A 13,032-nucleotide genomic window follows, 5' to 3' on the forward strand; every position below is an offset into this window, starting at 1 on the left:
GTGCGAGTCATGTTTGTCAGGAAATAGCGACTCAATACCCTATTCTATTAATGCATTGTACCGGCTCTTCGAAGCACATAGATGTAGTTGTGTCTAGAGACATATATGAAGCGTATCTGTTATAGTACGGCTCCCCCACACGGCTGAAGAGAGTAACTACCCTCTTTTTATGGTTTAGTTTAAAGCCTTCATAGGAGGGTTCATGACCTCTGACAATTAGCCTCACTCTGAACTTCCTCAAGACCCACTGAGTAACGAGTGTTCCGAATAAGTAGCCGGCACCTCTGGGGGACGGGCTTCTTCCTATGTTAAGATCTACTGGGTCATTCCATAGTATTTCCTCAATTAATTTAGTTCTCTCATCCGCGTTATTTCCGAGGAAGTACTCTCTCAGCGTGACCTCAGAGTTATAGTTTAGTGTTGGTAATCCGCCGTGTAACGCTATGAAGGAGTCTCTCACGTACAGCACTAAAGACATGTTATTAAACAGCTCCATAAAATCCTGGTATATTTCGGTGCCTTTGACGTAACCGTAAGTCAGCTTGAGTGTTTGGGGGAAGTCATGCGGTAGTGGTATTAGATGAGGTGGAGGTTCGTGATTCCCTCTGAGAAGAGTAACGCTATCTGGGAATTCGTTCTTAAGTAGTAGGGCTGTTAGCAGGCATTCTAACTGGTGTGAACCTCTATCAACGTAATCTCCTAAGAAAACTAGTTCTACCGAGCCTTCCTTCACTAAGTTGACGTTGAGCTTCGTCAAGATCTTTCTTAGAGTTTCTAAATCGCCGTGTATGTCGCCTATTATGAAGAAAATCTTTCCGCTTTCTTTAGTTACTATAGGTCCCTCAAACTTCTTCAACTCGCTAAGGATTACGCTACTCAATGAATTTCTAATGAAGTCTCTTATTCTAGAGTAATCGCTTAGTAAAGTGTCGAGAGAGCCTTTGATGTAATCCCAAACAGTATTCACGCTCACCCCATCACCGCCTGTTAATACTTGGTCTAAGTAATATTCATCAAACAGCGTTTTTAACGTTAACTCACGACTGCTTTGATGTTGAAATCCTTCAAGGATGAGTTGGTGGGCCCGCGGGGATTTGAACCCCGGACCGCCCGGTTATGAATCCCGTAGGTCTCAACGACCTATGCCGGGCGCTCTACCTGGCTGAGCTACGGGCCCTACCTCCCACTAATTCTTATTCTCCCGCTTTTAAATTTTTGCTATGTCAGACCTCACGGTGTTGAAGAGAGGTCGGATATCAGCGTTATATTTATTTTGGTTTGAGGAATTACTTTATTGTGGTGAATTAGTATGCCTCTAAAAGTGAAAGTTGACTGGAATCTATGCATAGCTGACGGCGTATGTTACGCGTTATGCCCTCAAGTATTTGAGGCAGGGGCTGACGGGAAATCCCAGATAGTTAAAGAGTATAGAGGTAGCGACGTTACTGAGGGCACAGTACCTGACGACTTATCTGATTGTGTAGAGCAGGCTAAGACTGCGTGCCCCGTAGGAGCCATATTCGTTGAAAAAGCTTAAAACGCGGTTTTTCAGCTAAACATGTGCAGGTCTCTAACTCTATTTTTCATCGCTTGATTAAAACAATCTAATTTATAAGTTCTGATAACTAGCGTTATACGTAACGTAAATCGGAGAGGAAGAAAATGGGAGAAGTAAAAGTAAAAATAGGCGATTTAAAACCCGAAATGAACGGAGTTAGTCTCGTAGCACGCGTAATCAGCGTAGAACCCTCGAGAACCATAAGCACTAGGTCCGGACTCAGAACAATTACTGAGGCGGTAATAGGAGACGAGACCGGGAAAGTCAAGCTAACTATGTGGGGCAAGGCATTAACGAATAAACTCAAAGAAGGAGATTCTATAGAAGTCAGAAACGCCTGGACGACAGTATTTAAGGGAGTAGTCCAGCTCAACGTAGGAGGAGAAGAAAACATAAAGATAGGTTCTGAGGAAGCTCTGCCAGAGCCCGAGGAAATACCTGAGAAATACCCGCAGGCACCAGAGAGTTACAGACCAGAACGTAGAGGAGGTCAAAGAAGAAGGTTCCAGAGGCCTAGAAGACCTTTCAGGAGAGAAAGGTCCAGCGACTTTGGCGAGGAGGAGTAGATTGAGTAGTCCATTCACTTATGAGGACATCAAAAACAAAAGGCCTGTGAGACAAGGAGTTGAGCTAGGGGTTGAAGGAGACAACTATTTAGTGGGAGTCAGTGAGGAGAAAATATATTCTCTCTCGCTAAGTGCGTTCTACGTGTGGCAATTATGTGACGGGAGTAGGAACGTAGAGCAGTTAGTCGGGCACGTCATGGAAGACTTAAAAGAATCATCTCAGGAGATAAGTGAAAACGAGTTAAGAGATATTCTGACACTAATTTTAGGACAGCTCCACGAAGCCGAGCTAATCAAGTTTAGTGAGGAGTAGCTTCCTTCTTAACCATGCAAAGACTTCTTTTCTCGTGTGTGTTTTTAGCTTAAGAATACCTCGATTTTATCGCAGTACATTTTAAGTATTGAAGTAAGGTATTTTATAATCTCATGCAGAGATTCTACACTAACATCAAACTTAAATAAGTGGGTTTCATGAACTCTCCTGTAGTCACTGCAGCCAAAACCTTTAATGCTTGGTGTCATGCGGTCTGAATTCATGAGGACCTCGTAGAGGGTTTTCTCGTGAACACCACTACATAGTAAGGCACTAACAGGCTCACATGCTTCAGTCAAATAATCTACATGCCACTTAAGTTTCTTACTTCCCTTAATTAAATGTCTTAAGACTCTTAAGTAAGGACGCTTAATATTAGCAGAGCCAACATAAACGTAATAACCTTTACTCAAAAATACTCTATTACGGGTAAGTTCTACTGCCACGTCACCACACCGTACGATAAGCACATACGAAAAAATTTGTGATGACTCCCTACTAAATAGGGATTCGTGAACTCCTACCGGCATCTCCTCAGCAACCTCTCACTATATGTTACTACATTAAGAACACTTCATAGATTTAACTAATTAAAAACTAGGGTTTAGTTCGTTATTAGCTTGGTTATTTAGGTAGTGACTTGTTGCGTCTCTTGCGTTTGAGGAATTGTTATTTCTATAAATGCTTTGTTGACCTCGTTTAATGCTTTAAGAAGTTTAAGGCCTAGGTCGGTCATCTTATATACTTTATAGTTGCCTTTCTCGTTTATTACTTCAATCATGTTGAGAGCTTCAAGTACGTGGAAAGCAGCTAGAACTTCGTATCTGGGTAGTCCAGACAACGCTACTACATCGCCTGGAGTTACTACCCTGCCGACCATCACCTCTAATATTTTCTTTAGTCTTTCTTTAGATTCGTTCATGCTGTACACCAAAGATGTTCTTTAGGGTGTGAGCATGTTTTAAAAGTTGCGGGGTCTTAGACTTGCTTACGTATTGTTGCTTCAGCAACGCACTTGCCAGATTCTAGCTCGATGACTCTAGCTGTTGCTTCAAAGTCTGACGTGATTAATTCTGCGTAGCTCTTAAACTGGGCTAAATAGCCTGATAGCGTGCCGGGATTGACTATGAGGCACTTACCTATAGTGTCTGTTCTAGGCACGTGAGTGTGCCCATAGAGTATTATATCGTAGAAACCTGAGGTGCAGAGAGAATAAACGATCTTCTCTGTGAGTTTCTGGTCTTTAAAGCCGTGCATTATGAATACTCTCCAACCATCTAAAACCTCTTCTAGAGGCTGGTCTGCTAGCTGTGGAGCAAGACTCTTTAACAAAGTCTTATCACCGTCGTTATTTCCGAAAACTCCGAACAACTTAGGTGTAAAGTTAAGCAGTTCTCTTAAAGTAAAAGGTGAGGTAAAGTCTCCTAAAAATATTGTTAAATCATAATTTTCTCTAAGTACTAAAGACTTTAGTTTTGTGAGAGTCTCCAAGTTGTCATGAATATCTGAAACTACTAATACTTTCGTCACTGCTACTCACTCAACACATTAATTCTCAAGCCTTATAATTAAAAAATAATAAGTTGTGAGTTATTTACGGCGTATATAGCCTTTTAAGCCGGGTAGTCTTCAGGAACCTTAGCTCTGAAGTACTTTCCAGTCTCTGGACTCTTAAAGAGTCCTATCTTGACTCCTTTCCTACCCTTAGGCGCTAGAGTCCATACCTTTTCAGGAACTAACTCTACTTCCTTCCCTGTAGTTGAGTCCTTAATCTTAACGGGCTTCTTGCTCATGGTTATCACTTCATGAGTTAATGGATTAAACGCTACTTAAGCTTAACTTCAAACCTTCATCATATCATAGCTACATTTTTGATATAATGCTTTAGAATGTTTAAAGCATTGCTTTAGGCAACTTATAAATGATGCTCTCACGAGAACTTGATATCTATTGTCTATTTTTACATGCTTGAATAAAGATTTATCTATCAGAATTCAAGACATATTCCCTAACATTCTTTTATACTCTCTCATATTTTATTATGGTGTCTCTAATGGATGAGAGGTTTCTTTTGATGATTCCCGGACCTACGTTCTCTGAACAGAGTGTTTTGCTTAGCTTAGCTAGAGTTACTAGGTCTCACGTCTCAGTAGAGTTCGAGGACATCTTGAGAGAGTCTCTTGAGATGCTTAAGAAGATATTAAACACGGATGGTGAAGTGATTATAATGCCTGGAAGCGGGACTTTAGCTATGGAGTTTTCTATAGCTAACTTCGTAGAACCGGGAAGTAGAGTGCTTAACTTAGTTAGCGGGTACTTCGGCGAATACTTTATTCAAGCAACTAGAGCTAGGGGAGGAGTATCAGTAGAGATTAAGTCACAGTTAGGACGGGGGTTTAGAGGTGACGGCATTCGAGAACTAGTAGAGAAGGAAAAGACTGATGTACTCACGGTACAGCACGTAGAGACCTCAACTGGAGTAGTTAATTATATTAGGGAGATAGGTGAGGAGTTAAAGGATTCTGATACTGTCTATATAGTTGACGCTGTCGCCTCATTAGGCGGTATGGAAATAAATATGAGAGAGTGGGGGATCGACGTAGTCTTCACAGGTTCTCAGAAGGCTCTTGCCGTGCCGCCAGGCCTAGCTATAGTAGGTTTGAGTAAGAGAGCAGTAGAATTAATAGAAGGCAAGAAGAAAGATTTATTCTTTTTTGATGGGCGTAAGTGGCTAGCCATGATGAGGAGTGTGAGAAACTACTTCTCCACAATGCCTGTTAACATGATTTACGCACTAAACGAGTCACTAAAGAAGATCTTGTCAGAGGGGTTAGAGAATAGGTATTTAAGACATAAAGTGATTGCTGAGGCTATTAGGGGAGGATTAGAAGCTATGGGCTTAAATATAGTTGCGGAAAGAGAGTTCAGGTCAGACACTGTCACAGCAGTCTGGCTACCTGATAAGATAAAGTTTCAGGACCTAAGTAATGAGATGGCTAAACGTAATATAGTGATTGCTGGAGGCTTAAGTGAATTGGCAGGCAAGATCTTCAGGATAGGACACATGGGTGTAGTGAACCCTAACGACGCCATATCAACGATAGCCGCACTAGAAAGAAGTCTGCATAAGCTAAATTATCCTGTTAAATTGGGTAGCGGTGTCGAAGCAACGCAGCAAGTCCTCAGCAAATATAATTTCTGAGACACACAAGCTCTAGAAGAAGTAGGCTTACATAATATTTTAAAACCCTCATAATAAAACATTATTAGACGCCGGGGTAGCTCAGCCGGGTAGAGCGCCGGGCTGTTAACCCGGTGGTCGGAGGTTCAAATCCTCCCCCCGGCGCCTCAATAAACTGTTTCGAGTTTTGGTTTGTAGTGGTTGACAAAGATGGAAATATTTAGGAGTGTTTTCTGCGTAGGTTAATGCGTGTAGGTTGCTTAATAAGCGCATGGTGACCTAGGAGTGCCCCTGAACGTCTCTAAGCCCGATGAAACCAACCCACATGAACTCATATTAGAGCTGAAACCAACCATATTATCTCTTTCTAGTTGTTAGTAGCGTGCAGTATTAGAGCTTAAGACTCTCTTAAGTCTCACACGTGTTGGCTTGACTACAGCATCCCTATTTCCTTGCTTTTGCAGAATACGTAATGTTTATATGGGTTTCGCAGATGATGTCTGTGGTGTGGGTTTGATGTCTTCCTGGACTACAGTAGTTGAGAGCATGTTGAGAGAGGAGAGTTCTAAGATTAATGAGGTCTTAAGTCTTCGAGACTTAACACGTGAGAGCCTGATTAAGATAGGCCGTGAGATAGTGAGGAGTTCTGGCTACGTAATAACATACATTCATTCCGGCATGTGGGAAGAAGCTGAGAAGAACTTGCGTGAGTTGAGAGAAGCTTATTCTAAGTTACGTGAGGTGCTTAGCAAGCACCCATGTTATGAATTCACTAACATGGTAATTGATTACTTGAGTGAATATGCTGAAGCCGTAATCTTCTATAATCTCGTTAAGCACAGGAAGTTAGTCCTTTCTGAGGAGCTAGGTATTGACTGCGTTCCCTACGTGCTAGGCTTGCTCGACGTCGTTGGTGAACTTAAGAGATTTGTTTTAACGCTACTCTCGACTAAGAGATCACTGTCTGAAGCTAACGAATTCTTTAAGTTGATGGAGATAATATACGAGCACCTCCGACACCTAGACTACCCGGATGCAATACTACCTAATGCGAGAAGGAAAATAGATGTAGCAAGAGGAGTGATAGAGTCACTAAGGTATTTACTGGTTGAAGTGTCATTTAAAGAACATTACTCAACACAAACATGAAAAACTACGTATTAGACTCTATTACTTCTTCAAGACCCTGCCTACTGCCAACACAATGACGAATGCTAAGAGCCCTATTAAGGCTCCGAAAACTGAGTCGCCAACATATGGTTGCCCTATTAGCCTCCAGTAGACTCCAGCTATGCTACCACATACTATAGCTGCGAGGCCTGCCTCCTTAGTCACGTTCTTCAGTAAGATTCCTAAAACAAAAGGTGCGAAGGGCCCGGCTGATCTCAACATAAAAGCAAAAGTATTTATTGTTATTATGTCAAATCTTGTGAGAGCCGCTAATATCGCTAGCACCCCAACCACGACTACGCCTAATCTCGTTAGAATGAGTATCTCTCTGTCAGATGCGTTCTTCTTGATATATCTCTTCCATATATCTATTGCGAATATTGAGGAAGCACCCAGCATGTCTGAGTCAGCACTAGACATAGTTGCCGCCAGGATCGCGGCTAGAGCCACGCCTGCTATCACTTCAGGAGCATAATTTAGCATAGTCTTAGCGTATGCGTCGCTGGAGCTGATATTGGGCATAGTGCTTAAAGCAACCAAACCTATTATGGCCGGTACAAATGCGTAGAGGCCCATGAGAAGTCCTGACAGTATAGAACCCTTCAGAGCTACCTTCTCATCCTTAGAAGCTAGCGCTCTCGACACCATCTCAGCACCTGTGATGAACGTTATTATGTACATAAAGAATAAGCTTCCTATAGTACTATAACCAGCTTTAAACAAGTCCATGCTTGAAGGAGGTAAGTTACTAACTATTGAGCTCCAGCCACCAGCACCAGCTATTACGAAAGGCAACGCTATTAACATACCTAAACTTATCATAAGAAATTGAATGAAATCCGTTAATACGTCAGCCCATAATCCTCCCAGTATAGTGTAGAGTATAGTTATTATTCCAGCCAGCAGTACGCCAGTTTCGAAAGAAAGACCAGTTAACGCGGCAAATATGGTTCCCGAAGCAAGTACTTGCGAGGCTGTCAAGGTAGATAAGGATATCATCTGGAGTATAGCTGTGATTATATGTGATGGAGCTCCAAACCTCCCTGAGATTACCTCAGGCAGGGTCCAGGCTCTAGTTCTCCTCATTAAGTAGAAAATATAGGTTACCGGTATCATCGCAAGAGCTGCTGTCATGATATACCAACCAGCCGATAATCCCCACCCCCCATAAGCGCGAGCAGCAACCCCTACAGTACTACCACCTCCTATATTATTCGCCGCTAAAGATGCTGCCACGAGTAGCACACCAACTCTCCTACCAGCGAGCACTAAATCCTCTGCTGTCTTAATCCTGTACTTAGCAGCGTAAAAGCCGAGACTCAGCATAAAGGCCAGATATGCTATAACCACAATTAAAGCCCAGAAGTACAAAGTTAAGTCACCCTAGTAGTTCTAGGACTTAAAAATTATTAACATGAATTTATGTGTACGAATTAAGCATTAATGAATATTGTTCTTTACTAACACGCGCTACGTTTATTATCTTTGGTTAAAGCGTTTTAATTGTTTGTGGTCCCCCGGGAGGGATTCGAACCCCCGACCCCCCGGTCCCTGCCGGAGGGCTTATTTGGTTCTGTACCCTCCGGGGCTGACTACAGCCGGGTGCTCTACCGCTGAGCTACCGGGGGACCCAATATTTACAAGCTTTAGGGAGATTAAAAAGGTTTTCCGCGTTACTGCAATATGAGGGTGTGTTCTTAAATACTTACATGAATTCTAGTTATTATTAGGGGACTATTATATTTAGGTGGAGATCTAGAGAACCTAAGTTGAATTTGAGGAATGTCGGTAAGTTTATAACTGACTTGAAGCAACTTCATAAGAAAGTATTCTTTTACAGGTCTAGAGTTCAGGAGAACATAAATAGGCTTCAGAATAGGCTTGCTCAAGTTGAAGAGCCTTTACTGAAGAATGAGATAATACGAAACATAAAGATTTACGAGAATCTTTATAGGTCGCTCGTTAAGGTTGAGGCGTTATTGGAAGTCCTCGTAATCAAGTTAGAGACTATTGGATTCATCAATGTCACGACTAACGACATCCTAGTAGTTAAGGAGGTTCTGAATAGTATGGTGGGAGACGTTAGAGAAATTCCAGATCTTTCAGTAGTTCTTGACGACCTAGTAGATAGAGCAAACGATATCCTCGATACTTTCCCAGAATCAAGGAGTGTTCTCCTCCCCAGCGTAGAAGAGACTAAGAAGATTATTTCAGAAGCTGAAGTCATAGCTAAAGAGAAACTAAAAGAGCTTACTACGTATTAAGTAGTTAGTACGTAGTATCCTCCCTCAACCCTCAGAACTTTATTCTTAAGGAACCACTCAATAGCGTCTCTGTAGTACTCCTCCCCCACATCTATCTCATACCACTCCCTAAACTTACTTACTAGTTCTTGGAAAGTCCAAGACTTCTTGTACTTCCCTTCCTCGTTTAAAATCCTCTTAAGGAACTGGTAAGTGTCTTCTAGTCTAGTCCAGGGGTACTGGAACCATATCCACTCACGAACCTCTATGCTGTAGTAATCTGGCTTGAATTTGGCGACAGGAGATATCCACTGAAGTACTGCAACCCTCACATCACTTACGTTCCAGTTCTTACGTATGAATTCTTTAGCTAATAGTACTGAGTCGCCAGTATCCACAATATCATCGACTATCAAAACCTTACTGTTGCTTAAGTCTAGCTTGTAGGGGTACTTAATGACTGCTTTCTCCTCAGCTTTAGCTGCTTCAGTCCAGTGCTGTGACTGAATAGAAATGAGATTTTCAATCATTAAGAAATCGCAGACGAGCCTTGCCGGGACGAAACCTCCCCTAGCTATAGCTACTACAACGTCAGGTCTATAATTAGATTCCTCAATTCTCTTTGATAAGTCACGCGCCCAACTTACTATCTCCTCCCACGAGACTAGCTTAGTCTTGACTTTAGGCATTAAACACCCCAATACTATATCTTATAGTAAGCAGTATTAAAACCTGAATGACCTGCTTACTTCGTAGAAGTTAACATAAACGTGTGTAATAGGATTATGCACGTGAGAACGTATTTTATGTAGTACGTGCAATATCTTCCTCGCTTGCTAGCGAAGCACGAAAACTCAGCTATTCGCTTAAAATATTAAGACTTATTAAGACCTAGAGTAAGGTGATATTGGTGTCTAGTATTGATTTGGGGCGTCTGAAGTTAAGTGAAGTAGAAAAAGAAGCGAAGAAATTCTGGGAAGTAAATAACATACCTGCTAAGTGGAGGTCTTGGAGAGAAGGAAGACCCGTATTCTCGTTCTTGGAGGGACCGCCTACAGCGAACGGAGTCCCTCATATAGGGCATCTGAGGGGCAGAATATATAAAGACTTCGTCCTCAAATTCATGAGGTTACAAGGCTATAACGTGTGGGCTCAAGGAGGGTGGGACGAGCAAGGACTACCTGTCGAGGTAGAGACAGAGAAAAAACTAGGAATAAAACATAAGAAAGAGATAGGAGAGAAGATATCACCTGAAGAATTTATAAGAAAATGTAACGAGCTAGTAGATTACTACCTGAAGTTCTGGGAAAAGCAAGCTACTACAGATATAGCGCTGTGGCTAGACCTGGAAAACGCGTACGAGACTAGAAAACCAGAATACATAGAGCACGTATGGCACCTGATAAAGAGAGCTCACCAGGAAAACATGCTGTATGAAGGCTTCAGAGTACTCCCCTTCTGCCCTAGATGCGAGACTGTCTTAAGTGACGCGGAAGTAGACATGGGTTACGAAGAAAAGACGTCTCCCTCTATCATAGTGAAGTTTAGAGTCAAGGATGATGAGAACACTTATCTCTTAGTGTGGACTACGACGCCGTGGACGTTAATAGATAACGAGGCTGTTGCCGTAAGCCCTAAAGGCAGGTACTGCAAACTTAGCGTCAATGACGAGTTCTGGTGGGTTGCTGAGTCGAGAGTAGAGGAGGTCCTGAAGTTAGCTAAAGCTGAAGGTGAATGCGTTGAGGTAGTTTTAGGCGAGAAACTCGCCGGGCTCGAGTACGAGCACCCTCTAATTGAGGAGGTCCCCCTACATAAATCACATGACAACGCACATAAAGTATTCACCGGAGAATTCGTGTCGTTAGATGAAGGTACTGGATTAGTACACATAGCCCCTGGTCACGGTCCCGAAGACTTCGAGCTAGGTTCTAAACACGACCTGCCAATAACTAGCAACGTAGAAATTAACGGTGTGTTTAATAGTAGTGCCGGGGTCTTTCAAGGTCTCTACGTTGATGAAGCTTCAAAGAAGGTAACTCAGGTCTTAAGGAGTAAAGGGTTGCTAATTTATTCAGGTACTATAACTCACGCATACCCACATTGCTGGAGATGCCACACACCACTAATATACAGGGCTGATAGGCAGTGGTTCATAGACATAAGCAGGATAAAGAGTAACCTAGTAGATCAGCTAGAGAAAGTAAACATATTCCCGCCAAAACTTAAAGAAAGATTTACTAATTGGGTAGCTAACGCTAAAGACTGGACTCTCTCTAGGTCACGTGTTTGGGGGACCCCCCTACCTATATGGAGGTGCAGAAGTAATCAAAATAAACTCTTGGTTATTGGTAGCCTGAAAGAACTAAAAAGCTTAGCAATTAACGCAGACCAGTTTAGCGACTTTGAATTAACGCATAAGCCCTGGATAGATAAAGTCGAGATACGCACGAACGATTGTGATGAATGGGTTAGGGAACCCTTCGTAATTGATGTGTGGATTGATAGCGGAATCGCCTGGTACGCCAGCGTAGACGGTCTCAGAAACAAGGACTTATTCAGTAAGTTATTCCCCTACGACTTCATAACAGAAGGAGTAGACCAAACTAGAGGCTGGTTCTACTCACTACTAGTGACTTCTGTCATGCTCACTGGGAAAGCCCCGTACAAGAACATCTTAATTCAAGGTTTAATACTAGACAAGTACGGTCGTAAGATGTCTAAACACTTAGGTAACGTCGTTTACGCAGAGGAGGCTCTTAAGAAACATGGTGCAGACGCCTTAAGACTCTACATACTGAGTACGTATCCGCCGGGCGACCCATTCATATATAACGAGGACGAAATCAAGAACGTCATAACCTCACTAAACATAGTATGGAATGTCTTCAGGTTTGCACACACATACATGACCTTAGATAAGTTTGACCCAGAAGTCCATAAGCTGAGCGAGCTACTACAGAATGCGAGAGTAGAAGACAGGTGGATTCTCTCTAGAGTAAACACAGTAATGAGTCAGTACCTGAGTGAGTTGAAGACATATAATATACACATAGCTGTTAAGAACCTTATCTCGTTCTTCGTTGAGGACTTGAGTCACAGGTACCTCAGACTTATAAGGAGGAGAGTATGGGAAGAAGAGAGTAGCGACAGGTTCGTAGCTTATTCCGTCCTCTACTACGTCTTAAAGAGAGCTCTCAAGATGTTAGCACCTGTAACTCCACACCTAGCTGAAATACTTTGGCAGAGATTCTTCAGGTATTATGAGAAAACGTTAGAGGAAAGCATACATCTAAGCAGTCTTGAAGAAGTAGACGAAGAGTTCGTAAGTCCCGAATTAGAAGAAGCTTTCGACAAGGTTTTCAGAGCTTTTAGCACTGTTGCTGCTTTAAGGAACTCTCTAGGCCTGAAGCTGAGATGGCCTGTGAGGACAGTCTACATATCCGCTATGCAAGAAACTCTTGAAAAACTCGCGAAGCTTAATGAGATACTCAAGTTCTTAAGCAATGCTAAAGAAGTCTCTCTCGTAGAGAGCTTGCCTCCCGCATGCCAAGAAAACGAGTTCTCCACGCTGGCGTCAGACGAGTTCACGGTTTGTATGCCTAAGAAACTTGATAAAACACTGCTTAACGAAGCACTCTCACGAGAAGTAATTAGGAGGATTCAAGTAATGCGTAATAAGGCTAACCTCTACGTGGATGAGTTCATAGAAGTAGGTATAGAGACTGAAGAGACAGAACTTAAAGAAGCGTTGAACACGTTGAGAGACTACATAGCTAAAGAAGTTAGAGCCGCACACATCTATGACGAGATAACGAGCGACATGTTAATAGAAGATTGGGATATTGAAGGCATGAAAGTCAAGATAGGCATAAAGAGACTAAAAGAACTTAATTAAAGAACTAATTTCTCAGAGCACGATAAGGAGGCCTCTCTACTTAAATCACGTTTCTTCACTTGAGATGAGTGAACTTTCTCAGAGCTAATATATTACTCGTGTAAGC

Annotated in this window: 14 protein-coding genes and 3 tRNA genes; 8 read left to right on the plus strand and 9 right to left on the minus strand. The window is 42.3% G+C overall.

The window, feature by feature from the left end; translation table 11 throughout:
• Window positions 1-31 precede the first annotated feature (31 nt).
• The gene (locus QXL29_00515) at window positions 32-973 is read right to left on the minus strand and encodes a metallophosphoesterase family protein (protein ID MEM2283084.1); all 942 of its coding nucleotides are present in this window, start codon (window positions 971-973) and stop codon (window positions 32-34) included.
• A gap of 103 nt (window positions 974-1,076) precedes the next feature.
• A tRNA-Ile gene (locus tag QXL29_00520) sits at window positions 1,077-1,177 on the minus strand.
• 132 nt (window positions 1,178-1,309) lie between these two features.
• On the opposite strand from QXL29_00520, the gene QXL29_00525 reads away from it, so the two are divergent.
• The 3 genes from QXL29_00525 (at window position 1,310) to QXL29_00535 (ending at window position 2,437) form a co-directional block, all read left to right on the plus strand.
• Entirely contained in the window at window positions 1,310-1,537 is a 228-nt protein-coding gene (locus QXL29_00525) for a ferredoxin (GenBank protein MEM2283085.1), read from the plus strand.
• Between the two features lie 125 nt (window positions 1,538-1,662).
• On the plus strand, window positions 1,663-2,124 hold the full coding sequence (locus QXL29_00530; GenBank protein MEM2283086.1) for an OB-fold nucleic acid binding domain-containing protein: 462 nt from the start codon (window positions 1,663-1,665) through the stop codon (window positions 2,122-2,124).
• A 1-nt stretch (window position 2,125) separates the two neighbouring features.
• Window positions 2,126-2,437, plus strand: coding sequence for a PqqD family protein (locus QXL29_00535; GenBank protein MEM2283087.1), 312 nt, complete (start codon window positions 2,126-2,128; stop codon window positions 2,435-2,437).
• 44 nt (window positions 2,438-2,481) lie between these two features.
• Here the strand turns inward: QXL29_00535 and QXL29_00540 are convergent, their stop codons facing one another.
• The 4 genes from QXL29_00540 to QXL29_00555 form a co-directional block, all read right to left on the minus strand.
• Window positions 2,482-2,907: a DUF123 domain-containing protein gene (locus QXL29_00540; protein MEM2283088.1), complete on the minus strand. Its 426-nt coding sequence runs from the start codon at window positions 2,905-2,907 to the stop codon at window positions 2,482-2,484.
• A 158-nt stretch (window positions 2,908-3,065) separates the two neighbouring features.
• Window positions 3,066-3,359: a hypothetical protein gene (locus QXL29_00545; protein ID MEM2283089.1), complete on the minus strand. Its 294-nt coding sequence runs from the start codon at window positions 3,357-3,359 to the stop codon at window positions 3,066-3,068.
• Between the two features lie 56 nt (window positions 3,360-3,415).
• Complete coding sequence (locus QXL29_00550; GenBank protein ID MEM2283090.1) at window positions 3,416-3,967, minus strand: metallophosphoesterase; 552 nt, start codon at window positions 3,965-3,967, stop codon at window positions 3,416-3,418.
• 83 nt (window positions 3,968-4,050) lie between these two features.
• A complete protein-coding gene (locus QXL29_00555) occupies window positions 4,051-4,230 on the minus strand; it encodes a chromatin protein Cren7 (GenBank protein ID MEM2283091.1) in 180 nt (59 codons plus the stop codon).
• Between the two features lie 260 nt (window positions 4,231-4,490).
• On the opposite strand from QXL29_00555, the gene QXL29_00560 reads away from it, so the two are divergent.
• The 3 genes from QXL29_00560 (at window position 4,491) to QXL29_00570 (ending at window position 6,767) form a co-directional block, all read left to right on the plus strand.
• On the plus strand, window positions 4,491-5,639 hold the full coding sequence (locus QXL29_00560) for an alanine--glyoxylate aminotransferase family protein (GenBank protein ID MEM2283092.1): 1,149 nt from the start codon (window positions 4,491-4,493) through the stop codon (window positions 5,637-5,639).
• A gap of 70 nt (window positions 5,640-5,709) precedes the next feature.
• Window positions 5,710-5,783 (plus strand) — tRNA-Asn (locus QXL29_00565).
• Window positions 5,784-6,134: 351 nt separating this feature from the next.
• On the plus strand, window positions 6,135-6,767 hold the full coding sequence (locus QXL29_00570; GenBank protein MEM2283093.1) for a haloacid dehalogenase: 633 nt from the start codon (window positions 6,135-6,137) through the stop codon (window positions 6,765-6,767).
• A 21-nt stretch (window positions 6,768-6,788) separates the two neighbouring features.
• On the opposite strand, the gene QXL29_00575 is transcribed toward QXL29_00570, so the two are convergent.
• Window positions 6,789-8,159, minus strand: a complete 1,371-nt coding sequence (locus QXL29_00575) for a sodium:solute symporter family protein (GenBank protein ID MEM2283094.1) — start codon at window positions 8,157-8,159, stop codon at window positions 6,789-6,791.
• 139 nt (window positions 8,160-8,298) lie between these two features.
• Window positions 8,299-8,416 (minus strand) — tRNA-Tyr (locus QXL29_00580).
• Window positions 8,417-8,557: 141 nt separating this feature from the next.
• On the opposite strand from QXL29_00580, the gene QXL29_00585 reads away from it, so the two are divergent.
• A complete protein-coding gene (locus QXL29_00585) occupies window positions 8,558-9,052 on the plus strand; it encodes a hypothetical protein (GenBank protein ID MEM2283095.1) in 495 nt (164 codons plus the stop codon).
• Here QXL29_00585 and QXL29_00590 read toward each other — a convergent pair.
• Window positions 9,049-9,720, minus strand: a complete 672-nt coding sequence (locus tag QXL29_00590) for a phosphoribosyltransferase (protein ID MEM2283096.1) — start codon at window positions 9,718-9,720, stop codon at window positions 9,049-9,051. The two genes, QXL29_00585 and QXL29_00590, sit on opposite strands and share 4 nt — an antisense overlap.
• Window positions 9,721-9,941: 221 nt before the next feature.
• On the opposite strand from QXL29_00590, the gene ileS reads away from it, so the two are divergent.
• A complete protein-coding gene (gene ileS, locus QXL29_00595; GenBank protein MEM2283097.1) occupies window positions 9,942-12,926 on the plus strand; it encodes an isoleucine--tRNA ligase in 2,985 nt (994 codons plus the stop codon).
• Window positions 12,927-13,032 lie beyond the last annotated feature (106 nt).

Origin of the sequence: Zestosphaera sp., assembly GCA_038843015.1 — an archaeon.
Taxonomy (GTDB): domain Archaea; phylum Thermoproteota; class Thermoprotei_A; order Sulfolobales; family NBVN01; genus Zestomicrobium.